This window comes from Eisenbergiella sp. OF01-20 (assembly GCF_003478085.1).
In the GTDB taxonomy this organism is placed as follows: Bacteria; Bacillota; Clostridia; order Lachnospirales; family Lachnospiraceae; genus Eisenbergiella.
Map to the genome: position 1 here is coordinate 87,766 of NZ_QUES01000015.1, position 23,571 is coordinate 111,336.

Below are 23,571 nucleotides of genomic sequence, written 5' to 3' on the forward strand. Positions count from 1 at the left end.
TATACAGCATTTTACCCAATATAATATTTTTTCTGTAACGCAACCTATGGTTTTTATAATTCAATTTTTATGACACAAGTGATACTATCTAAATGTAGCAAGTCTATGATGAGAATTATATATGTAATAGTTCATACTTGTCCGAACTATTACGATCTTATAATACAAACAACGGGGAGAATCATGCAGAGAGAAAAACATACTTACCATAAAATGCATTTTATATCCAATGTATACCGGTTTATTATTTTTCTCATTCTTCTTATCGTCACCATGCTGATTCTGATAATCAACTACAATTTTTCCAGGCAGAACCATCAATACACCCTGGACTACAATATGTCCGCAGTAAAAGGACTCAAGGAGCTGATCGCGGATCAGGAACATTATTTTCTGCAGCAGCTCAACAATACCTATGAATCTTATTACGCTTATAAAGAAGGACTTTTTTCCTGCCTGAATTCCACCCGGCATGAATCCTTCCCTTATCGTCAGAATATTTACCGCTTTCTAAATGAATCGTTTCCGCCCAGTTCAGAAATGAATTCCCTTACCTTATACGCCGCCAGCGACCACCAGATTTATTCGGTAACCAAACAGGTACGGAAGAATTTCTCAGCCTCCCTGCCCGAATTTTCACCTCTCATAGCCTGCTATGAAAATCCATATACCGTCCTGCAGATGATGCCGTCCCACTCTTCCCGGGTCCTGGACACCTCACGCGGCTACAGCTTCATTTATTGTCTCAGGGATGTCATTACCAAAGTCAACATCGGCGCCATCCAGGCAGACTACAGTGTGGCGGAGGTGGAAAATTTCCTGTCCTCCAATTACCCGGGCGTAAAGGGGGATTTCCTTGTCATCGATATGGCGGGCAACGTCCTTTTCGATACCACAGGCGTCTGGTATGACAAGCCCTTCCCCTATGCGGAAACATTTGTTTCAGCAAAGAAGCTGGATAACGTTCCTGTCACCTTGGAGTATGAAAATTACTTTGTTAACATGGAATCGCATTCCTATCCCAATATCCGGGTAATCGGCCTGGTATCCGGAAAAACACTTTCCGAAGATATCAGTCGGAATATCGCCCTAATGCTGTTCGCAACCGCAAGTGTGACCATCCTTACCTGTATCGGCATATACCTTTACTTAAACAGCAGCTCCCGGCAGCTCAACCAAATATACCACACTATGCTACGGATACAAAATGGGGAGCTAGACTCCTATATTCCCGTTGACAACAAGCATAAAAACGAGCTGGTTGATATTTCCGTTTCTTTTAACGACATGCTCCGCAACCTCAATCTGTACATTGACAAAGTTTACAAGACGGAAATTGAAAACCAGCGTTACAAACTGAAGGCCCTGCAGTCCCAAATCAACCCGCATTTTCTCTATAATACCCTGGAAGCCATTCGGATGAAGGCCGTATTGCAGGAGGAACCGGAAATCGGAGAAATGATATATATCCTTTCCAAAATTTTCAGGAACTCTATAAAAAATGAAAGCATCCTTGCCGTCCGGCAGGAAATCGAGAACTGTAAAAATTATCTCCGCCTGTGTGATATCGAATATAAAAACCTCTTCCGTTACGAATTTCAGGTGGAACCCGCCCTGCTGCCGGAACCTATTATCCAGCATGCCCTCCTGGTTATAATTGAAAATTACATCATGCATGGCTTTGACAGCAACCGCACCGATAATTATGTCCGCATAACCGGCGTCGTGGAAAATGGATTTGCTGTATTCCATATCGTGGATAATGGCTTTGGCATAAAAACCGGAGAACTGGAAAAGCTGCGTCTCTCCTTCCTGGAAAAATCCATAGATACGGTGGAACGAATCGGCCTAAAGAATATTTACCAGCGGATGAAGCTTCTTTACGGTGAGGACTGCGATTTGCAGATTTACTCGGAATATGGAAAAGGAACTGAAATTATTTTTTCATTTATATACAAAGGAGATTCGGAAATTGTTTGATGTAATTATTGTAGACGATGAGCCTCTGATCCGGGACGGGCTGGTCAAGCTCTTTTCCTGGAAGGAGTACCAGATGCAGGTCAGGGCTGTCTTTCCTAACGGTTCCCTCGCCCTGGAGTATCTGGAAAAGCAGTCCGCAGATGTTATTATCACGGATATCAAAATGCCGGTCATGAACGGGATCCAGCTCATGCAGGAATGCCAAAAAAAGAATATTTTGGTGAAATTTATTGTTCTCAGCGGCTACTCCGATTTTGAATATGTAAAGATGGCTGCCAGGCTTGGCATCGAAAATTACCTGTTGAAGCCAGTAGACACCCTGGAAATGTCCCAGACCCTGCTCCAGGTAAAGCGGAAAATCGAAGCCCAAAGGCATAATAAAATACTGCTGGATGAAGGGATCCGGATCCTGCGCAACAATCTGCTCTACCGTCTGATGACAGGGGAAATTTCCTACGAAGAAATGGAGGAAAGAAAGGAATATCTTCCAATCCCTTTTGACAGCTGCTTATGCCGTGTCGCCATCCTGAAATTCCTGCCCCAAAACCCGGACACCACACGGCACGGGCAGCAAAAACCTCCGATCCAGTCCGTTCTCCGTCATCTGGAGCAAAAGGAATACATCCACGCCGTCACGGATTTCGGCGGCAGGCTGCTGTTTCTGCTTTTCTGCGGTGAAGGCGGCATATGTAGTTCCAGGGAAACCGTCAGAGCCGATTTAGAGCATATCATCCACTATGTCCTGGCAACCTCCCCTTTCCACGCTTTTGCCGCCGCAGGCCCATTAGCAGACAGCATTTATACCATTCCCAACAGCTACGCAAAGGCATCCGCCCTGATTAATACTGCCGGCTTCAACAGTGCCAGCAGCATACGCTGGGCGGAGGATACCTGTGAAAATGAGGCGTTTCTACTGCCGCACATAGAATTTGACCAGCTGATGCAGCTGAATGAAAAATTCCTGTACAAAAAGCAGGAGGATATCGTGTCCATCGTAGACGAAATATTTTCCACCAACCGCTTTATCCCTCTGGACGGACTGCAGATGCTGGCCTCCATGATAGTCTCCAAAATTTACTCCAATAGCAGGGCTTACAGTTCCGATCACGATCCGGAGATACTCAGGCTGGAAAACCGTTTGGATGACGCTTACACCCTTGGGGATTACGATTCCATATACCGCTGGACCAGAGATATCATACATACTATTTTTGTGTACGAAGAAAGAAACCCATCCGAGAAAGCTCCGTCCGGCGCCACCAATTTGAAAAAGCTCCTTCTGTATCTGAACGAAAATTACACGAAAGATATGAATCTGAAAACCATTGCGGAAACCTTCCATTTAAACGCGCTGTATCTAGGAAGGATTCTGAAGCTGGAAACTGGCTGCACCTTTACGGATTATATAAACAGCCTACGTCTGAAAAAAGCACAGGAATTACTGCTGCACACCGATTTATCCGCCAAACAAATTTCGGAACAGACAGGTTACAGGAACGATAAATATTTCAATACCCTTTTCAAAAAATACACGGATATGACCCCGGGAGAATATAGGAAAAAAGGAAATCCATCGTAGCATTTCCCCTCAACCGATGGGGATAACCAATCAAAAGGAGGATTTATGAAAACAAGAATTCACGAAGCACTGGCCGGAAAACAGGGAAACTACATACTCCCTTTCTTCTGGCAGCATGGAGAGGATGAAGAAACCCTGCGGGAATACATGGGAGTTATCCAGGATATGGGCATTCAAGCCGTCTGCCTGGAATCCCGCCCCCATCCCGATTTTGCCGGCCCCAAATGGTGGGAGGATATGGACGTGATCCTTTCAGAGGCAAGGCGCAGGGACATGAAGGTATGGATTCTGGATGACTGCCATTTTCCCACGGGCTACGCCAACGGAGCCATGGCGGATGCGGATGAAGATCTGCAGAAATGGACGGTTTACCACCTGATGGTGGATCTGGCCGGCCCCGCCGACCTGCGGGTGGATGTGGATTCCCTGTTGTCCGGCTTAGGTGTTGGATTTCCTCTGCCTCCGGACGGCCCCCTTTCCCAAAAGAAAGAGCTTCTATGTGCGGTATTATATGAACGCCGGGACGAATATTCCAACGCCCTCCGTCCCGGCGGCAAGCTTGTAACCGATTCCCTGCAAAACGGCCTGCTGCCTCTCTCTCTTCCGGAAGGCTTCTACCGCCTGTTTCTGGTATATAAATCACGGAATGCGGGGCTTGCCAACAACAGCTACATCAATCTGCTGCAAAAGGAATCCGTAAAAATTTTGCTGGATGCGGTTTATGAACCCCATTTCAAGCGATATCAGGAGGATTTCGGCAAAACCATCGCCGGCTTTTTCTCCGACGAACCCGGGTTCTATAACTGCATTGATACGCTCTTTAATTTTCATGCCGTAATCGGGAAAGAAAAAATGCCGCTCCCCTGGTCCCCGGAGCTGGAGGAGCTTCTTTTTGCCGGCGGCAGGACCTGCAAAGATTGGATACGCCTCTGGTATGACGTCTCCCCCGATGAGGATGCCGCTTTCCGCTACCGGTATATGGATACGGTAACCAGGCTTTATGAAAAGAATTTTTCCCTCCAGCTGGGAAACTGGTGCCGGGCGCACGGCGTGGAATACATAGGCCACATCCTGGAGGACAACAATTCCTCCTCCCGGCTTGGCCCCAGTGCCGGCCACTATTTCCGGGCTATGACCGGCCAGGATATGGCAGGCATCGATGTGGTGACCAACCAGATCCTTCCCGGGCGGATAAATACCCATACCACCAATGCCGCCCTGAACACGGAAGCGGACGGGGAGTTTTATCATTACGCCCTCTCCAAGCTTGGCGCCAGCGACGCCCACCTGGACAAGAAGAAAAAAGGGCGGGCCATGTGTGAAATATTCGGCAATTACGGCTGGTCGGAGGGTGCCCAGCTCATGAAATGGCTGACGGATTTCATGCTGGTAAGAGGCATCAATGTTTTTGTCCCCCATGCCTTTTCTCCGGGAAGCTTCCCGGATCCGGACTGTCCGCCCCATTTTTATGCCCATGGGAATAACCTGCAGTCCCCTTATCTGAAATATGTATTCCGTTATATGAACCGGGTGTCCCATATCCTGAGCGGCGGAAAAAGCGCTTCCCGTACCGGCATCCTTTATCATGGGGAAGCCGAATGGTCCGGGGAGGCCCAGCTGTTCCAGAAACCGGGACGTATCTGCCTGGAATGCCAGACCGATTATGACGTCATTCCCGCCGACTTATTCCGGGATGCCGGCAGCCTGACCGCAGGCCTGACAGAAGGGTGTGAGCTGACCATAGGCGATCTGACCCTGCGCTGTCTGATCATCCCCTATGCAAGACGCCTGCCCCATTACCTGATCCGTTGCCTGGCGCAGCTTTCTTCCCTCGGCTTTCCGGTTCTCTTTGCGGACGCCCTGCCCTCCGCCTCCAGTGAAGGCAGCGATATAACAGAAGAACGGGATATCCTTGAAAAGAAAGCCCTTGTAATGCCCCTTGCTTCCATAAAGGATTACCTGCAGCAGCATTCCCTCCCCGTCGTCACCTTCCCCTCCGGTATGGAGTATAAGGATCTGCGCGCCTATCAGTATACAGGCCGGGGCTATGAATGCGTCATGCTTATGAACGAATCCACAGGCAGGGCCGTCCATGACAAGGCTGCCTTTACCTCCATGGATCCGGTTATGGAATACGATGCCTATGAAAACAGATTATATGAAATAGCTAAAACGGATACCAGCCTTCCTTTGGATCTGGAACCCGGAGAGGCCCGGATTTATATTTCCGGGTTCCCGGCCGACGAAACCGCCGCTCCCAAACCGCCCAGACACCGGCTGAAAAAGAGACAGGAGCTGCAGGGACCTTTCCGCCTCTCGGCTTCCTCCGCACCGGATAAAGAAATGCAGAATAAGGAAACGTTTCAGCCGAAAGGAACCCTGGACCGTCTTTGCGACTTAGCCATGACGGAAAGCTTTCTCCGCTTTCACGGTACCCTCCGGTATGAGCTGGACTTTTTCTTCCACGCCGGCAGAGAACACACCGGAGAGGAAACCATTTTCCTGGACGGTGCCAATGAAATCGTCACCCTGCGCCTGAACGGGCAGGAAGCCCCCGTCCGCATCGGCCCTCCCTACCGTTTTGAAGTGGGAAGTTTCCTGCAAGAAGGGGAAAACCATCTGATCATTGAAAATGTCACCACGGTATTCCCTTACGTCAAGGATCATCCTTCCGTGAATACCGGGCTGCATCCCATGGGGATCTGCGGGAAAATATGGCTGGAGAGCTGATTCCTTTGTTCCTTTTATCCGCCGGAACCGTTTACAGTCCCAGCCTGCGGTACTGCTCCCCCGGCGCCTCTGCTTCCCGCATGCCTGCAATTAGCTTCCTGCACATATCCGCCTCGATTTCCCGGTCATTCAGGGGATAAAGCTGTGCATAGTCCGTTTCCAGATCAAAAAGCAGGGACTGCATAACAAGCTCTATGTTCCCGGAGTAATCCTCCGGATACATCGCAGGGATCCGATACACCGGATACCGGGTAAAGGGCAGGAAACGCCCCATCTCCATACGTTCCGCATATCTTTCATCAAAATAGCGCCAGCAGGTGGAAGGCATTCCGCAGTATTGATACAGCGGGCTGTTTTCCACGCTTGCGGGGGCCCTGAAATAGGTATATCTCCCGTCATAAACATTGACGGCCCTGCCAAACCATCCGTAGATCACCTGTTCTCTGGGTGCAGCAATCCCGTCACGGATATCCCGCAGACTTTTCCCCTTTACCCGGTCCGGAATATCACACCCATGGTGCTGCAGAATGGTGGGCATCAAATCAATATTCTGTGTCAGGGCCTTTACCCTCTGCCCCGCCCCCTCGTTCCCGGGGAAATGGATCATCAGCGGGATATGTGCCATTTCATTATAGGCATGCATGATATTTTTTCCGGTAAAGCCATGCTCCCCGAGCATATGTCCGTGATCCGTGGTAAAAATAAGCAGCGTGTCCTCATACATTCCATTCTTTTTCAGCGTGTCAAGCAGCTTCCCAAACCAGTAATCCGCCATGCTCAGGGTACCCAGATAACATTTCTCCAGATGCGCCACCGCATCCGCAGGCTCCGTCACCTCTGCATAGGAAGGCCAGCAGAATTCCCGGCCGCTGTAGGTATCCTCATACATCCGGTGATATTTTTCCGGACAATCAAAAGGCTCATGGGGATCGAAGCTTTCCACCATCAGGAAAAAGTCATCGCATCCCTTGTTGTTTTCCACCCACTCACAGGCCGAACGGAACGTCCTGGGGGACGGATACTCTTCCTCCGAAACAAATGCCGTTTTATTCAGCAAATATTGGGATGACTTCTTCCCGTAGCTTTCGCAGTCAACAGGAGGCTGTCTGACCCGGGAAATCCAGGTATCAAATTCCTGCCCTCTGTGATAATCCCAGGTGTTGAATAAATAACAGTAATTTTCCCCGCCGATTTCGAAATAATGGGTGTGATCCGTGGTGATGTGCGTAAAGATGCCTTTTTCCCGGAGCCGTGACAAAAGGGTGATATCAAACGGCTCCACGCCTCCCCAGCCCCGTTCCAGAAACTGCATCCTCCCTGTAAAAATATCCCTCCTTGCCGGCATACATGGCGCCGACCCGATAAAATGATTGTCGTATACCACACAATCCTCTGCAAAGCGATCCATATTCGGCGTTATCCCTTTTGCATGTTTCCCATAGGTCTTTAAATATCTCCGGTTCAGCGTATCCAGCAATACCAGTATCGTCTTCATTTTTATACTCCCTCTACCCTTTTATTCCCGTTGTTACGATCCCTTCCACAAAATACTTCTGCATAAATACATACATGACGAGCAGAGGAAGCATGATCAGAGTGGTGGCCGCCATCAGATAATTCCACTGGGTGAGAAATTCTTCCTGAAATACACTCAGGGCCAGCTGCACCGTCCACATGTTTTTCCTGGTGGTGATGATCAGCGGCCAGGTATACTCATTCCAGGTGCTTGTTGTCTTGAAAACGATCAGCGTGGCAAATATAGCTTTGCTCAGGGGAAGATATATCCGGGTAAAAGCCCCCAGCCTGCCCAGTCCGTCTATTTTGGCCGCATCGTCCAGCGACTTTGGGAAATTCATAAAAAACTGGCGGAATAAAAATACACCGAAGGCTCCCGCAATATAGGGAGCCACCATCCCCGCATAGGTATTAATAAGCCCCGTCCCTCCCTGCCCCAACAGGTTATTGCCCCCTGCCAGCGGCACGTACTTCATAGCCACGAAATTGGGAAGCATTGTGACCTGCTGGGGAATCATCATCCCCACAAGCGCGAGGAGAAATAATAGATCCTTTCCTTTAAATTCCATTCTGGCAAATGCATAACCTGCCAGGGAATTGATCACAAGGCTTATCGCCACAGCCAAAAACGTGGTATAAAAAGAGTTCCAGAAAAACCGCCCCCAATCTGAGGACCGCATGGCCTCTATATAATTGGAGAACAGCCATTGTTCCGGAAGCAGCCGGAATGCGGCCTGCGATATTTCTGCCTGGGTTTTTAATGACGTAAAAAACATGATGAGAAAAGGCACGATAATCAAGATACAAAAAAACAGCATACATAAAAATAACAGGAACCGGGCGGCCTTCTTCTTTTTCATACATCCATTCCCCCTTATCCGATATCCAAATCCTGGCCCTGGTTGCCATATTTAAAATTCAATAACGTAAAAACCAATATTATCAACAGCAGGAAAACCGCCTCCGCTGCCCCATATCCCATTCGGTATTCCGTAAAAGCGCGGGTATAAATCTGATGTACAATGGTGGTGGTGGCATTCATAGGCCCGCCTCCCGTCATCACATTCACCTGTTCGAACACATTAAACGCATTAATTACCCCGGTGATAACAATAAAAAAAGTTACAGGACGCAGCATGGGTATGGTAATGCGAAAAACCTTCTGCAGACTGCCCGCCCCGTCTATGGACGCCGCTTCATACAGATAGCCGGGTATATTATTGAGGCCCGCCAGATAAAGGGTCATATAGTAGCCCACTCCCTTCCAGACGCCCATGACAATCACGGCACCAAGCGCCAGTTTTTCATCATACAGCCACTGCCTGGCATTTAGTCCCAGCGCCTCCAGTATGACATTGAATACCCCGTGGGTGGGATCATACATCCAGAGCCAGACCATGGACATGGATACCATGGAGGTAACATAAGGCAGATAGATAAAGCCCCTGAAAAAACGGGTCCCCGCGAGCGCCGCATTATTCAGGGCCAGCGCCAGGACAAAACCGATAACGAGTGTCAGAAAGACTGTAAAAACCACATAAATCAGCGTGTTTTCCACCGATTTCCAGAACAGGCCGTCCCGGGCCAGATCCACATAATTTTGGAAACCCGTAAAAGAGATTGTTTTTAAATTAAAATCGGTAAAACTTAAAACGATATTCACTACGATTGGAAATAATACGAACAGGACAAAAAACAGATAATAGGGCGTGATAAACCAATAAGCACATCTGTCCGTCGTAACACTTTTTTTCTTTTTCATTCCGACCCCCGCCAACTTACCGGATTTCCTTTTCCAGCTGATCCATAGCATCCTGCAAAGCCTGCTCCGGCGTCTTTTTCCCGTTAATCACTTCTTCATAAGCGACGGAGACATATTTGTTATACACACTGATCCAGGGAACCGTGGCTTTTCCCTTTCCGCTTTCCACATAGCTGATAATAGCGCTGTTCATATCCTGATCCCCGGACTGGATATACTTGTCTTCCAGAGACTTCTTAACGATAGGCATCTTGAAATCTTCCGTTCTCATCCATACGGTTTCATTGGAAAGCATATGCTGCATAAACAGCCATGCCGCTTCCTTATGTTTGGAGGTGGCCCCCATCGCGATCAGGTTATATCCGCAGAAAGCTACGCCGGGTTCGCTCCCGTCTTTGGAAAGCACCGGCAGATATCCCAGCTCCACCTCCGGGTTATCCGCCATAAACTGGCCTATCTGCTGGGGGGACAGATTGCTGATAGCAGACATGCCTTTCATAAAAGGCCTTTCATCCCCCTTCTGCTGATCATGAGGAATGGATACATTCATCTGTGCCATCTCTCCCAGAAAAGTGAAAGCATCCAAAGCCCCCTGATCCGTAAAAGCCGGTTTCTGATTTAATTCATCGATCACCGCAGAACCGGCGCTGCGCATATAAGGCTCCGTAAATACAAGAGAACTGTCAATGGAGGGAATATCCATCCCGGCAAAGACCACCTTGTCCCCTTCCCTCTCCGTCAAAAGCTGTGCCGCATGTTTCAGTTCTTCCCAGGTGGCAGGCGGATTGTCCGGATCCAGGCCGGCTTCCTCAAATTTATCCTTCCGGAACGTATAAACCTGGGGAATCGGGAAAATCCCCAGCGCGACCTGATCCCCCTGATACTTGCCCATTTCATAGGCACTGTCAAACAGATCGTCCTTTTCTTCCCAGCCTTCTATATAGCTGTCCAGTTTTTCAAAATCCCCCAGCGCCCCTCTTGATCCTACCTCTGCCAGCACCAGCTGGATTACATCCGGGTAGGTATCGCTCAAAACTGCTGCATTCAGCTTTGTTTCCTGATCGGAAATGGTGGATGACATCCCCGTGGCTTCCACCTTGATATTGGGATATTTTGCCTCAAAGGAGTCAATACACTTCTGGGTAAACTCCGTATCTATCTGGGAAGTCCCCTGGTGCCAATACTGGATGGTTATCTGTTCCCCGCTGTCCGCCTGTTTTTCATCCGGTGCCGCCTCTTGTGCCGCACTGCTGCCCTGTACAGTGTCCGATGCATCCTTGCTGCCTGCGCATCCCGCCAGCATGACCGCACTCAGCGCAGCCGCCAAAATCCTCTTGCTATATTTTCTTTTCCTCATAATTCCCTCTCCTTCCTGTTTTTCATAAGACGAAGGCCCTCATCCCTTGTAAATCCATGTTATCATTTACCCGGCGGAAAAACTTCTTCTATTTATTGGTAAATTTAAAATATATTCGCATTATCCCACCTGTTTTTTATGTGCACAATTATTTTTGAAATATTTTTCGAATGTTTTCTCTTATTTTTGGATTGTGCACTTTATCCATGGCAAGATGTTTACCAACTACACTTTTGTATTATATAATAAATATAGTACAAATCAAGGTAACCCTTCAGACCTGTCTGGATGGTTACATACCGGGGGGAAGTTATGCAGAACAAGCAGAGTATTTCGTTTCAGATCATCATTACCGTTATCGTATCCTTTGTGGTTTTATTCCTGTTTTTCTCCATTCTTACCACACAGCTGTATTACCGGAACGTAACGGATATCATGCAGGAATCCCAGCAGCATTCCATCACCCAGCTCAATGAAAGCTTTGATGTATTTTACCAGCAGCTGATTTACATCCTGATTCAGCTCTCAGGGGATTCCACATTAAAACAATATCTCACGAAAGAACCGGAGGACAATTTTGAATATTATCAGATGCAAAGATACGTCCATGATTTTCTGCAGACTTATATCGGTTTTTTCCCCAATTCCAATATCCATCTTATCCTTTACGGGGAAAACGGCCAGACCTATACCAGCTATAACGAAACGCTGCATCTGGAAGATACCGGTATCCTGGAAGAGGATTTTATAAAAAAAGCGGAAAATAACCATCGCCGTCTGGGAGTATCCTATTTTCATCCCGGCCTGACCCCCAATACGGCGGACAATGAATACATGTATATTGCCCACGCTTTATACGATCCCTATCGTTCCCGCTATTACGGCACCATCCTGATCGTGATAGACGAATCCTGTTTTTCCAGGCTGTACTCGGATTTGGTACAGGATAATACCCATTTTTCCGTTATTACCGGGGATGGACTTATTATCTCAGACAGCAAACGGGAACTGCTGAACAGTACCGATCCCGCCCTTCTTTCCATTGCCCGAAAGGATGCCGACGCCTCCCTGACCTATAGCGGGGAAAAATGGATTTCCAGCGCTGTTTACAACGGTTACTTTGATTTTTATATTCTCCAGCTGACTAAGTACAGTGCCATTACCTCCCGGGTTTCCCCTTCTATTATACAGATTATCGGGCTATGCTGCCTCGCCCAGCTGCTTGTCATCGCCATACTCGTATATTTGTTTAAAAAAATAACAAGGCCCATCCATCAGCTATCCATCGCCATGCAGAACGTATCGGACAGGGATTTGCTCTACCGGCCGGAGCGCATGCGGTTTACAGGCTGTTCAGAGGCCCGTCTGCTGGGGGAGAGCTTCAATGAAATGTTTGCCAGGCTGGAATACTATACCAAGACGCTGATGCAGGAACAGGCGGCAAGGCATACGGCGGAACTGAATTCCCTGCAGCACCAGATCAATCCCCACTTTATCTACAATACCCTGACGTCCGTCAAATATTTATCCATGGCGGGCCAGCGGGATAAAGTCATCACAGGCATCAATTCCCTCACAAAGCTGCTCCGCAAAACGCTGGGGGACATCCGGGAAACGATTCCGTTATCCCAGGAGCTGGACTTGCTCCGGGATTATTTTCAAATCCAGCAGCTCAGGTACGGAGAGGGAATCCGGCTCAACCTGAACGTCCGGGAGGACTGCCTGTCGGTGCCGGTCCCCAAATTCTTCCTGCAGCCTCTGGTGGAAAACTCCATATTCCACGGTTTTTCCACGAATACGCCAAATGGTACCATCAGCATTTATGCCTGCATAAGCAGCGGGCTGCTTAAACTGGAAATCATGGATAATGGGAGCGGAATCCCGCCCGCCATCCTGGACCATATCATGGATGTGTCCCTGCATAATACCGGGCAGGGCCTGACTAAAATCGGCTTAAAGAATATCGAAGATCGGATAAAAATGATATACGGGCCGGACTACGGGCTTTCCATAACCAGCACATCGGGCTATGGCACACAGGTTACCATCAGCCTGCCTGTAACCGTTTCCGCCGGAGGGGATTTCTTATGAAAAATTTGTTGAAAATAGTCATCATTGATGACGAAATGATATTGAGAAACGGTTTGAAATACCTGTGTAACTGGGAATCCCACGGGTTTACCATAGCCGGAGAGGCCGCAAACGGAATCGAAGGCTTTCAACTCGTGGAACAGCTGCGGCCGGATATCGTCATTACCGATATTGTCATGCCCGGAATGGACGGAATCAGTCTCACCGCCCGGATAAAAGAACATTTTCCCGACATCCACATCATTGTCCTGAGCAGCTACGATAATTTTTCCTATGCAAAATCCGGTTTTAAACTGGGCATAGACGATTACCTGCTGAAACCGGAGCTGGAAGCCTCCGACCTGCTGCACCTGCTGGAAAAGCTGCGTGCCTCCTCCAATCCCGCCGATAAAAAAAGCACAGCCTCCCAATTTTTCCAGGAGGTACTCACCTTTTATACCATGCAGGAAAGCCAGTGCCTGGAGGAATTCCGCGAACGGGGGATCCTTTTCCAGGAAACCAATCCCTATACCCTGCTGGTCACCGCCTATAAAGGCACCGTCCCCATTCACCGGATTCTGCCTTCCATAACCAATGCCTGCCTGGAGTGTTTTCCCGGTTTTCCCTGTATTTCCTGTATCACCAACCAGGGATATCTGTGTATCCTCCTCCAGCCCGCCTCCGGTTCCCGGCTTCCAGCCAGCCTGGAACTATATCCCTTCATAGAAAAGCTGGAGCGGCAATTGGGCAGCACGTTCCTTTTCGCGCGTTCGCTCCCATTCTTTTCTTTGGAAAAGCTCTCCCAAACCTACGGGGAAATGTGCCGCCTGCTGTCCTATGGTTTTTATTTCCCGGAGAAAAAAGTACTGTCCTCCGGGGATATCCATAAAGAAGAGACTCCCTTCCCGGAAGCTCTTTTTGCCAAATGCCTGGATCCTCTTCAGCCGGAGACTGCCTATTCCCTCCTCTGCAGCTATATCAATGAGGCGCAAAGAGAAGCGGGCACGGACGTTTTCACCCTGAAAAAACAGGTGGAAAATGCGGTATATACCCTGATTCAGGCCCTCGCCGACGCATCCTTCCCCACCGACGGAATCAATGCGGAAAAAGTGATGTTATTTAAAAAGATGGATCTCTCCAATGACTGTAATTCCCTGAAGCGGGTGCTGGATGAAACCTTTGAAGCCCTGTACCAAATCGTACGGAAAGGCACCAGAGAAAAAGAAGATACTATCTTTAACCGGATAGAGGATTACATCCGGTTAAATTGCAGCCAGGATCTGAAGCTCTATGACCTTGCCAGACAATTCCATCTGAATTACACCTATCTCTCCACCGTTTTCTATCAGAATACACAGGAGCATTTTTCCGATTATCTGAACCGCACCCGTGTGGATAAAGCAAAGGAACTGCTCCGCTCAGAAAGCGCTTCCATTCAGAGCATAGGTGAAAAATGCGGTTTTATGAACCAGGGATATTTTTCTAAAATTTTCAAGAAATTTACCTCTTATTCACCGAAAGAATACCAAAAGCTCTATCATAAAAAATTGTAAGACTATAGTCAAATGGACGCATGAATGCGTCCGTTTGGCTCGTTTCCCGCGTATATAAAAGGTCCCGCTTCCCACGCCTCGGAAGCGGAACCTTCTAACCAATCATCATTCACTCAACAGAAAGCCGGAATGCCTCTACCAACTGCTTCATCTGGCCGGCCTGACTGCTGAGTTCTTCCGAGGTAGCGGCACTCTCTTCAGCCGTAGCCGAAGTATTCTGCACCACTCCGGCAATCTGGTTCAGCCCCATACTCACCTGGGACAAAGCATCCGCCTGGCGCCCGGAGGCCGCCGCGATCTTCTCTACCAGCTCAGAGGAGGTCCTGGTACCTTCCACTACCTGCTCCAATGTCCGACGCGTATCCTCCGCCAATTTTACTCCTACTTCCACTGCCTTAATGGAATTCTCAATCAAGGCTTCCGTTTGCTTGGATGCCTCCTTACTTTTATTTGCCAGATTTCTAACCTCATCAGCCACCACGGCAAAACCTTTCCCCGCCGAACCGGCACGGGCCGCTTCTACCGCCGCGTTCAGGGCTAAAATATTTGTCTGAGAAGCGATATCCTCAATCGTATTTATTATCTTACCGATTTCTCCGGATGCGTCTGACATTTTTTTCATAGCCTGCTGCATATCATGCATCTTCTCATTGCATATTTCCAAAACATTTTCTGCCTGCAGAGATATTTTTTTTGCATTGTCCGCACTTTCTGCTATATGTCCCATATCACCGGTCAATTCATTTACCGTGGCAGATAATTCCTCTACCGAACTTGCCTGCTCTGTCGCCCCCTGGCTCAGGGCCTGTGCCCCGGAAGACACCTGCTCCGAACTACCGTCTACCTGAACCGCCGCCCGGCTTATCTGGCTCAGGGTATGGTTCATGGAATCCAATATAGTAACAAGCGCATCATGAATAGGCGCAAAATCCCCTACATACTTTAATTGCACGCTCTGATTCATATTACCGGCAGCCATTTCTTCAAGCTTCACAGTAATGTCACTTATATATTTCTGTAATTCCTTCTTCGTATGATGGATTGCCGCAACCAGCCCTCCTATTTCGGAGGTATCCGGCTCCATCGCAAAATCGCCTTTTATATTTCCCTGTGATATCTTATACATTTCCTCTTCAATAAGGATAACCGGATGTATCAATTGAGACTTTGTTACTCGGTTCGTCACCACCTGCAGAATGATGATCAAACCTATAAATATCATCTCAATCAGGCTGATTATCTTGTTTTGCCCAATTCTCCATTCCACCTCAGCCGCCGCACGTTTATCCAATTCACTCAGGAAATCCGATTTAATCTGATTGATTTTGGCTATTTCTTCACTGTAATCTGTCCCATACACATAATTGACAGCTTCCTCCATATTTCCCTTCTGCACATTTTGCATTGCTTCTTCTTCCAAAGGGACTAATTTATTAGATAAAGCCGACATTTCATCTATCATATCCTGTTCGGAATCTGTTATGCCGATTTCCTTCATTTTACTGATGCCAATATCCCTGTTTTTCTTATTGTTTACTTCATCCCAGTAATTATCATAATGCTCCGTATTCCCCGTAGTTGCGTACGCTCTGACTTCATTCGTCAGATAGGCGGAACCATCCATAAACCGGTTAGCATTGTAAGTGAGATCAAAACGATCGGCATTGGCCTGATTCACTTGTTCCGTAACATATGCAGTCAAAATAAATGTAGCTGCACATCCCAACAATAAAATAACAGAGATAACATTCAAAATAAGAATGATGGTTGATTGTTTCATAGCCTTTTTCATTTCGCTTTTTCTGCCTTTATCAAAATAATAATATATTATACATCGACCAAAAAAAGCTTTTATTAATATGCGGATATCTATTTTATAAAAGAAAATCAAAACAATCTGACCATTCCTTTGTAAAAAAGGTCCCGCTTCCCACCTTTCGGAAGCGGAACCTTCTACTATAAACTAACCCGGCAAAACGCGGAATCCGTTGTTTACATCCGGTCAGGGGCCGAAAATCCCAGCAGATCAATGCAGGTTTCCAAAACCTCCCTGGTCAGGACAAGCAGCGCGATCAGACCGGCCTTCTTCGCTTCGTCTTCCTCCGCGATAATCTTCGTTTCATGATAAAAACGGTTGAAGGCATTCGCCAGATCATAAATATACGCGCATACCTTGTGGGGCGCACATTCCGTGAAAGCGGCCTCCATCATGGTATTGAATTTGGCAATTTCCATCATCAGGGCCTTTTCATCCGGGCTGACAGCCGGGCTGAGCTGCGTGTTTTCCAGCGTTCCGCCCTGCTCCTGGTATTTTGCCAGAATGGATTTGATACGGACTATGGTATACAGGATATACGGCCCGGTATCCCCTTCAAAAGAGGTGAAGCGATCAATATCGAAGCTGTAATCCTTGGCGGCCTGGTTGGACAGGTCCCCGTACTTCAGTGCAGCCAGTCCTACGATATCTGCAATTTTCCGGGCTTCCTCTTCCGACATATCCTGACGGCTCTCCAGAATCTTACGCAGCATTTCCTCATCAATATCCGTTATCAGCTTTTCCAGCTTGGGCACACCGCCGTCCCTGGTCTTGAACGGTTTTCCGTCTTTGCCGTTCACCGTGCCAAAGCCGATATGGACCAGCTTCACGTCTTCGCCTATCAGCTTTGTCTTGCGGGCGCAGCGGAAAACCTGTTCAAAATGCATGGCCTGCCGTTTGTCGGTAATATAAATCATGCTGTCGGGATCGTATTTTGTCACACGTTCGCTGATAGTAGCCAAATCCGTGGTGCTGTAAAGCGCCGCCCCGTCGGATTTGAGGATAATGCAGGGAGGGATTTCCCTGGTATCGCTCTCCACTTTCACATCCACCACAAGCGCGCCTTCGCTCTCATGGGCGTATCCGCCCTTCTTCATCCCCTCTACCATATCCGCAAGCAGATACTGTACGGTGGATTCTCCGTTCCAAAGGTCGAATTCCACATTCAGCTTATCGTAAATACGCTTCATATCCGTCACGGACACGTTCATGATATGCTCCCACAATGCCCGGTGGCCCCTCACACCCTGCTGGATTTTAAAGGTATTCTCCATGGCCTTTTCTTTATAAACCGGATCCTCTTTGGATTTTCTGCTGGCTGTGGGATAGATTTCCTCCATCTCTGTAATGGTAAACGGAGGCTCCTTGGGATATTCGCCGGTATAATCCTCCTGGAAATACACCAGCTCCGGTTTTCTTTCCTGAAGTTCCGTTATGATGAGTCCCATCTGAAGGCCCCAGTCTCCCATATGGATATCGCCGATAACCCTGAAGCCCGCAAAACGGGCAATCCTCTTGATGCTTTCCCCGATGACCGCGGAACGCAGATGGCCCACGTGAAGGGGCTTTGCCACGTTAGGTCCGCCGTAATCCACGATAATGGTCTTTTCCTTATCGGGGGCTTCCATGCCGAATTTATCACAGGCCTGCATCTCTTTCAGATAGGTGCACAGGAAGTCATCAGACAGCTTCAGGTTCAGGAATCCCGGGGCCGCCGCTTCCGCCTGGGAAAAGACCGGACTGTCCTTTAACTGCTCCGCCACTTCGCCGGCTATGGCAATCGGGGCTTTATGATACCTTTTAGCCCCGGCCATAGCGCCGTTGCACTGGTATTCACACAGATCCGGGCGGTTGGAAAGGGTTACCTTCCCCAGCTCTTCGTCGTAGCCCGCATCCGCAAATGCTTTTTTCATTTCTTCGGAAATTGCTTCCAGAATTTTTTTCATGATACCAACCTCACTTTGCTGCTCTTTTCGTTGTTAATCCGGCATAACCTGCGGGGCGGCAGGCTGGTTTTCCTGCCGCCTGCACATTTCTTCCCGCCTTTCGCGCAACCGTTCAGAGCTGTCTGAACGGTTGCGTGTGCTGCTCCTTTTCAGAAAAAATGCATCCGCAGTAATCCTGGCGGTACAGTCCGTAATGTTCGGATAGCTCCACAGAACGCTTGTAGCCGTTTTTTTTCTTAAAATCTGACGGAAGAAAGGGGACACCGTACTGCACGGCAAGCCTTTCTCCGATTTCATTCAGCTTGTCCGCATTCTTTAAAGGGCTGATGGTGAGAGTTGTGGTAAAGTAGTCAAAGCCCTTTTCCCCGGCAAGCCGGGCGGTCTCCCGCAACCGTAATTCATAACAGCGAAAGCACCGCTCCCCGCCCTCCGGCAGCTGCTCCAGGCCCTTTGCCGCGGCAAAAAACACCTCCGGTTCGTAGCGACCCGCTTCCAGGGCGATAAAGGATGGGGCTTCCCCGTTCATTTCTTCAATCAGCCTTTTCTGCTCCGCCATCCGCATGTCATATTCCTGACGCCGTGTAATGTTGGGATTATAATACAGGACGGTAATGGCAAAATGGCTCCGCAGGCATTCCAGCACGTAGCTGCTGCAGGGTGCGCAGCAGCTGTGGAGGAGCAGCTTTTTTTTCCCGGTCACAGGCCCGGCCTGCGAAACGCCGCCTCCGTCGTTTTCTTCCGGCAGCCCGCGGAGGATTTCCTCCATCCGCTTCTGATAGTTCACTTTATTCATAATTTTTATTTCAGCTTTGCAATATCAATCAGCGACAATTCTTTACTTTTTGTCTCCAGGCTTCCCACAAGGGCTCTCGCGGTATCCAGGCTGGTGAGGCAGTTAACGCCCGTTTCAATGGCGGTTCTGCGGATGAGGAAACCATCCCTGGATTTATCCCTGCCCTGGGTGGGGGTATCGATAACCAGATCGATCCGGTGTCCCAGAATCAGATCCATCACCGTCGGCGACTCCTGGTTGATTTTATTCACCTTACGGGCTTTGATTCCCGCTTCCTTCAGGGCTGCGGCGGTACTTCTGGTGGCGTAGATAATATACCCCAGTTTTTCAAAACGGCGGGCGATTTCAATCGCTTCTCCCTTATCCGCATCCTTTACGGTAATGATCATCTGCTTGTGTCTGGGCAGATCGATGCCGGCTCCCAGGAAAGCCTTATAGAGGGCTTCATGGAAGGTTTTGGCGATTCCCAGACATTCGCCGGTGGATTTCATTTCCGGCCCCAGGCTGATTTCCGCGCCGCGGATCTTTTCAAAGGAGAATACGGGCATCTTAACCGCCACATATCCGGCTTCGGGCTGAAGCCCCGGCTCGTAATCCAGCTCGCGGATCGTTTTTCCGATGATGACCTGGGTAGCCAGATCCACAATAGGAATGCCTGTCACCTTACTGATATAAGGCACCGTTCTGGAGGAACGGGGATTTACTTCAATCACATAGACATCCTCGCCCACCACGATGAACTGGATGTTAATCAGGCCGATTACGTGAAGGGATTTCGCCAGCCTTCTGGTATATTCCGCAATGGTCGCCTTCACGCCTTCGCTGATTGTCTGGGCAGGGTATACGGAAATACTGTCTCCGGAATGCACGCCGGCCCGTTCCATATGCTCCATGATTCCCGGAATCAGGATATCGGTCCCGTCGCAGACCGCGTCCACTTCCAGCTCCTTGCCCTGCAGATATTTATCCACCAGGATGGGATGATCCTGCGCAATGCGGTTGATAATTTCCATGAACTCTTCCACTTCCTCATCGGAAATGGCGATCTGCATGCCCTGGCCGCCCAGCACATAGGAAGGACGCACCAGAACCGGATAACCCAGCCTGTTTGCCACGGCTTTGGCTTCCTCCGCCGTATATACGGTTCCGCCGGAAGGCCTTGGTATCCCGCACTCCTCCAGAATCTTATCAAATAACTCCCTGTCCTCGGCAGCATCCACATTTTCTGCGCTGGTGCCCAGAATGGGAACGCCCATTTTCATCAGGCTTTCCGTCAGCTTGATGGCTGTCTGGCCGCCGAACTGTACCACCGCCCCGTCGGGATGCTCCATGTTCACCACATTTTCCACATCTTCAGGAATGAGAGGTTCAAAATACAGCTTATCCGCAATATCGAAGTCGGTACTCACCGTTTCCGGGTTATTATTGATAATCACGGTTTCATACCCTTCCGCGGCAAACGCCCAGGTCGCATGTACGGAACAATAGTCAAATTCAATCCCCTGGCCGATCCGGATCGGGCCGGAACCGAGAACCAGTACCTTTTTCCGGGACGAGGTTTCCACGGCCTCATTTTCCCCGCCATATACGGAATAATAGTAAGGGGTGCTCGCTTCAAATTCCGCGGCACAGGTATCCACCATCTTATAGGCCGCCACAATGCCGTTCTCATAACGCAGCTGTTTGATTTGGGCTTCCGGGATTCCGGTGAGGCGGCTGATAACCGTATCCGGGAATTCGATGCGCTTCGCTTCCCGCAACAGTTCCGGGGTAAGGGGGCCTTTGGCAAGGGCCTGTTCCATTTCCACAAGAATAGCAATCTTATCGATAAACCAGTGATCCACCATGGTGATTTCATGGATCGTATCATAGTCGATTCCTTTACGGATAGCTTCTGCAATCACATATATCCGCTGGTCGTCCACCCTCTTCAGGCGCTCCTTCAGTTCTTCTGCGGAGAGGGCTGAAAAATCATAGCTCATGAGGCAGTCCACATGCTGCTCCAGGGAACGGATAGCCTTCATGAGGGCGCCTTCAAAGCTGTTGCAGATACTCATAACCTCTCCGGTAGCCTTCATCTGTGTGGTCAGTGTCCGTTTGGCGGTGATAAACTTGTCAAAAGGAAGGCGGGGCAGCTTCACCACGCAGTAATCCAGGGTGGGTTCAAAGCTGGCATATGTCTTTCCGGTTATGGCATTTTTAATCTCATCCAGCGTATAGCCCAGGGCTATCTTGGCCGCAACCTTGGCAATCGGATAACCGGTAGCCTTGCTTGCCAGGGCCGAGGAACGGCTCACACGGGGATTCACTTCAATGACGCAGTATTCAAAGCTGACGGGATGAAGGGCAAACTGTACGTTGCAGCCGCCGGTGATCTGCAGCTCGTCGATAATATTTAAAGCCGCGCTGCGCAGCATCTGGTATTCCTTGTCGCCCAGCGTCTGGGAAGGCGCCACAACAATACTGTCCCCGGTATGCACACCTACGGGGTCAATGTTTTCCATGTTGCAGACCGTGATACAGTTTCCTGCGCTGTCGCGCATCACTTCATATTCGATTTCCTTCCAGCCGGCGATACAGCGCTCCACAAGCACCTCGCCCACACGGGAAAGACGCAGGCCGTTCGCCAGGATCTCTTCCAGCTCCATCTGGCTGTGGGCGATGCCGCCGCCGGATCCTCCCAGGGTATAGGCAGGACGCAGAACCACCGGATAACCGATTTTTTTGGCAAAAGCAACGCCGTCTTCTATATTCCTGACTACCAGGGAGGGAGCGCACGGCTCGCCTATTTTTTCCATGGTGTCCTTAAATTCCTGTCTGTCCTCCGCCTTGCGGATGGTCTGTGAGGTGGTGCCAAGAAGCTTCACATCATGGGAAGCAAGGAAACCGGACTCGTCCAGCTCCATCCCCAGGTTCAGCCCGGCCTGTCCCCCCAGTGTGGGAAGAATACTGTCCGGCTTTTCTTTTTCGATGAGCTGTTCCAGCACCTTGACAGTAAGAGGCTCAATATAAACCTTGTCTGCGATATCCCTGTCCGTCATAATCGTGGCCGGATTGGAATTTACCAGGATTACCTCTACCCCCTCCTCTTTCAGGGAACGGCAGGCCTGTGTGCCAGCATAATCAAATTCGGCGGCCTGTCCGATAACGATAGGGCCGGAGCCGATGACCATAACTTTTTTTACATTGGGATCTTTAGGCATCCTTGTTTCCTCCATTCATCATCGTAATAAACCGGTCAAACAGAAAACCGGAATCCTGCGGTCCGGGACAGGCTTCGGGATGGAACTGGACGGTAAAAATATTCTTTCCCGTATAGCTTAAGCCCTCGTTCGTACCGTCGTTTACATTGATGAAAGCGGGCACCGCCACCTGGGGATCGAGTTTGTCCATATCCACCACATAACCATGGTTCTGGGAGGAAATATATACCCTTCCCGTGGTCAGATCCTTTACCGGATGATTACCGCCCCTGTGCCCGTACTTCATTTTAAAGGTATCGGCTCCGGTCGCCAGCGCCATGAGCTGATGTCCCAGGCAGATGGCAAAAATCGGTATATCGGTCTCATACAGCTTCCGTATTTCCGCAATAATGCTTTCACATTCCTTGGGATCCCCGGGGCCGTTGGAAAGCATGATGCCGTCCGGCTTATCCCCTATGATTTCCTCTGCCGGCGTGAGCGCCGGATATATGGTTACATCGCAGCCTCGCATGGCAAGGGAACGGGCGATGTTGTCCTTCGCCCCCAAATCCAGCAGCGCCACCTTGCTGCCGGCACCGTTTAACTGCTTTACAAGGGAAGGCTTCTTTTCCCTGGCTCCTGCCAAAAAGCTTTCCTTATTAAATACGGTGCTTCCGGACACCTGCCCGTTTTCCGCCAGATCCTTCGCACCTTTGATTTCATATTTATTTTCACAGGTTACCTTTTCCACAACCTTCCCTGTAACAAGGACCGAAAGGCGGGGAAGGATTTCCTCCAGACGGTAATCGGCATTGGTGGTAATCATCCCGTTCATGGTTCCTTTTTCTCTCAGGATCTTCGTCAGCGCCCTTGTATCAATACCTGCGATACCCGGTACGCCGTAGCTTTCCAGATACTCCTGAATGGTACAGTCTGAACGGAAATTACTGGGCATTCTGGACAGTTCCCTCACAATGAACCCGTCCGGCCATGGTCTTCTTGATTCGCAATCTTCCCTGCATATGCCGTAATTGCCGATCAGCGGATACGTCATACATACGGCCTGTCCTGCATAAGAGGGATCTGTCAACACTTCCAGATAACCGGCCATCGACGTGTTAAAAACGATTTCGCTGATTATCTCTTTTTCGGCCCCGATATGAATTCCTTCAAATACCGTGCCGTCTTCCAGTATCAAAAATGCCTTCATTTTCATCTGCACATCCTTTCCCATAATCGATTAATTGTATCACAAATGAAATGAGGGTTCAATCCATTTTTTTATTAT

Annotated in this window: 14 protein-coding genes; 5 read left to right on the forward strand and 9 right to left on the reverse strand. The window is 49.2% G+C overall.

Translation table 11 applies throughout. The features are described from left to right. The first annotated feature begins 183 nt into the window (after positions 1 to 183). Genes DXA36_RS17725 through DXA36_RS17735 form a run of 3 tightly spaced genes read left to right on the forward strand, consistent with a single transcriptional unit; the run spans position 184 to position 6,289 of the window. Positions 184 to 1,980, forward strand: a complete 1,797-nt coding sequence (locus DXA36_RS17725) for a sensor histidine kinase (RefSeq protein ID WP_182479135.1) — start codon at positions 184 to 186, stop codon at positions 1,978 to 1,980. Continuing rightward, entirely contained in the window at positions 1,973 to 3,559 is a 1,587-nt protein-coding gene (locus DXA36_RS17730; protein ID WP_182479136.1) for a response regulator transcription factor, read from the forward strand. The genes DXA36_RS17725 and DXA36_RS17730 overlap by 8 nt, the downstream gene beginning before the upstream one ends. A gap of 45 nt (positions 3,560 to 3,604) precedes the next feature. Then, positions 3,605 to 6,289, forward strand: coding sequence for a hypothetical protein (locus DXA36_RS17735; protein ID WP_118680817.1), 2,685 nt, complete (start codon positions 3,605 to 3,607; stop codon positions 6,287 to 6,289). Between the two features lie 31 nt (positions 6,290 to 6,320). Here DXA36_RS17735 and DXA36_RS17740 read toward each other — a convergent pair whose 3' ends face one another. The 4 genes from DXA36_RS17740 to DXA36_RS17755 are packed head-to-tail and all read right to left on the reverse strand — an operon-like array spanning position 6,321 to position 10,923. Then, positions 6,321 to 7,784: a sulfatase gene (locus tag DXA36_RS17740; RefSeq protein WP_118680818.1), complete on the reverse strand. Its 1,464-nt coding sequence runs from the start codon at positions 7,782 to 7,784 to the stop codon at positions 6,321 to 6,323. A 13-nt stretch (positions 7,785 to 7,797) separates the two neighbouring features. Beyond that, a complete protein-coding gene (locus DXA36_RS17745) occupies positions 7,798 to 8,664 on the reverse strand; it encodes a carbohydrate ABC transporter permease (RefSeq protein WP_118680819.1) in 867 nt (288 codons plus the stop codon). 14 nt (positions 8,665 to 8,678) lie between these two features. Then, positions 8,679 to 9,566, reverse strand: a complete 888-nt coding sequence (locus DXA36_RS17750) for a carbohydrate ABC transporter permease (protein ID WP_118680858.1) — start codon at positions 9,564 to 9,566, stop codon at positions 8,679 to 8,681. A 16-nt stretch (positions 9,567 to 9,582) separates the two neighbouring features. Continuing rightward, positions 9,583 to 10,923, reverse strand: a complete 1,341-nt coding sequence (locus tag DXA36_RS17755; protein WP_118680820.1) for an extracellular solute-binding protein — start codon at positions 10,921 to 10,923, stop codon at positions 9,583 to 9,585. 312 nt (positions 10,924 to 11,235) lie between these two features. On the opposite strand from DXA36_RS17755, the gene DXA36_RS17760 reads away from it, so the two are divergent. Both DXA36_RS17760 and DXA36_RS17765 read left to right on the forward strand, forming a co-directional pair. Continuing rightward, on the forward strand, positions 11,236 to 13,014 hold the full coding sequence (locus DXA36_RS17760; RefSeq protein ID WP_182479137.1) for a cache domain-containing sensor histidine kinase: 1,779 nt from the start codon (positions 11,236 to 11,238) through the stop codon (positions 13,012 to 13,014). Continuing rightward, entirely contained in the window at positions 13,011 to 14,546 is a 1,536-nt protein-coding gene (locus DXA36_RS17765; RefSeq protein ID WP_118680822.1) for a response regulator transcription factor, read from the forward strand. Before DXA36_RS17760 ends, DXA36_RS17765 begins: the two co-directional genes overlap by 4 nt. A gap of 109 nt (positions 14,547 to 14,655) precedes the next feature. Here DXA36_RS17765 and DXA36_RS17770 read toward each other — a convergent pair whose 3' ends face one another. From DXA36_RS17770 to DXA36_RS17790, 5 genes are all read right to left on the reverse strand, one after another. Beyond that, positions 14,656 to 16,326, reverse strand: a complete 1,671-nt coding sequence (locus DXA36_RS17770) for a methyl-accepting chemotaxis protein (RefSeq protein WP_243114679.1) — start codon at positions 16,324 to 16,326, stop codon at positions 14,656 to 14,658. A 212-nt stretch (positions 16,327 to 16,538) separates the two neighbouring features. Beyond that, the gene (gene argS, locus DXA36_RS17775) at positions 16,539 to 18,308 is read right to left on the reverse strand and encodes an arginine--tRNA ligase (protein WP_118680823.1); all 1,770 of its coding nucleotides are present in this window, start codon (positions 18,306 to 18,308) and stop codon (positions 16,539 to 16,541) included. A gap of 112 nt (positions 18,309 to 18,420) precedes the next feature. Beyond that, positions 18,421 to 19,101: an epoxyqueuosine reductase QueH gene (locus DXA36_RS17780; protein WP_118680824.1), complete on the reverse strand. Its 681-nt coding sequence runs from the start codon at positions 19,099 to 19,101 to the stop codon at positions 18,421 to 18,423. A 5-nt stretch (positions 19,102 to 19,106) separates the two neighbouring features. Next, entirely contained in the window at positions 19,107 to 22,304 is a 3,198-nt protein-coding gene (gene carB / locus DXA36_RS17785; RefSeq protein ID WP_118680825.1) for a carbamoyl-phosphate synthase large subunit, read from the reverse strand. Beyond that, entirely contained in the window at positions 22,297 to 23,493 is a 1,197-nt protein-coding gene (locus tag DXA36_RS17790) for a carbamoyl phosphate synthase small subunit (protein WP_118680860.1), read from the reverse strand. The genes carB and DXA36_RS17790 overlap by 8 nt, the downstream gene beginning before the upstream one ends. Between the last annotated feature and the right edge of the window lie 78 nt (positions 23,494 to 23,571).

Excerpts from the sequence above, each read along its gene's own strand:
- DXA36_RS17725 (WP_182479135.1), top strand. The coding sequence starts at position 184 with ATGCAGAGAGAAAAACATACTTACCATAAAATGCATTTTATATCCAAT.
- DXA36_RS17735 (WP_118680817.1), top strand. The coding sequence starts at position 3,605 with ATGAAAACAAGAATTCACGAAGCACTGGCCGGAAAACAGGGAAACTAC.
- DXA36_RS17740 (WP_118680818.1), bottom strand. The coding sequence starts at position 7,784 with ATGAAGACGATACTGGTATTGCTGGATACGCTGAACCGGAGATATTTA.
- DXA36_RS17745 (WP_118680819.1), bottom strand. The coding sequence starts at position 8,664 with ATGAAAAAGAAGAAGGCCGCCCGGTTCCTGTTATTTTTATGTATGCTG.
- DXA36_RS17750 (WP_118680858.1), bottom strand. The coding sequence starts at position 9,566 with ATGAAAAAGAAAAAAAGTGTTACGACGGACAGATGTGCTTATTGGTTT.
- DXA36_RS17755 (WP_118680820.1), bottom strand. The coding sequence starts at position 10,923 with ATGAGGAAAAGAAAATATAGCAAGAGGATTTTGGCGGCTGCGCTGAGT.
- DXA36_RS17760 (WP_182479137.1), top strand. The coding sequence starts at position 11,236 with ATGCAGAACAAGCAGAGTATTTCGTTTCAGATCATCATTACCGTTATC.
- DXA36_RS17765 (WP_118680822.1), top strand. The coding sequence starts at position 13,011 with ATGAAAAATTTGTTGAAAATAGTCATCATTGATGACGAAATGATATTG.
- DXA36_RS17770 (WP_243114679.1), bottom strand. The coding sequence starts at position 16,326 with ATGAAACAATCAACCATCATTCTTATTTTGAATGTTATCTCTGTTATT.
- argS (WP_118680823.1), bottom strand. The coding sequence starts at position 18,308 with ATGAAAAAAATTCTGGAAGCAATTTCCGAAGAAATGAAAAAAGCATTT.
- DXA36_RS17780 (WP_118680824.1), bottom strand. The coding sequence starts at position 19,101 with ATGAATAAAGTGAACTATCAGAAGCGGATGGAGGAAATCCTCCGCGGG.
- carB (WP_118680825.1), bottom strand. The coding sequence starts at position 22,304 with ATGCCTAAAGATCCCAATGTAAAAAAAGTTATGGTCATCGGCTCCGGC.
- DXA36_RS17790 (WP_118680860.1), bottom strand. The coding sequence starts at position 23,493 with ATGAAGGCATTTTTGATACTGGAAGACGGCACGGTATTTGAAGGAATT.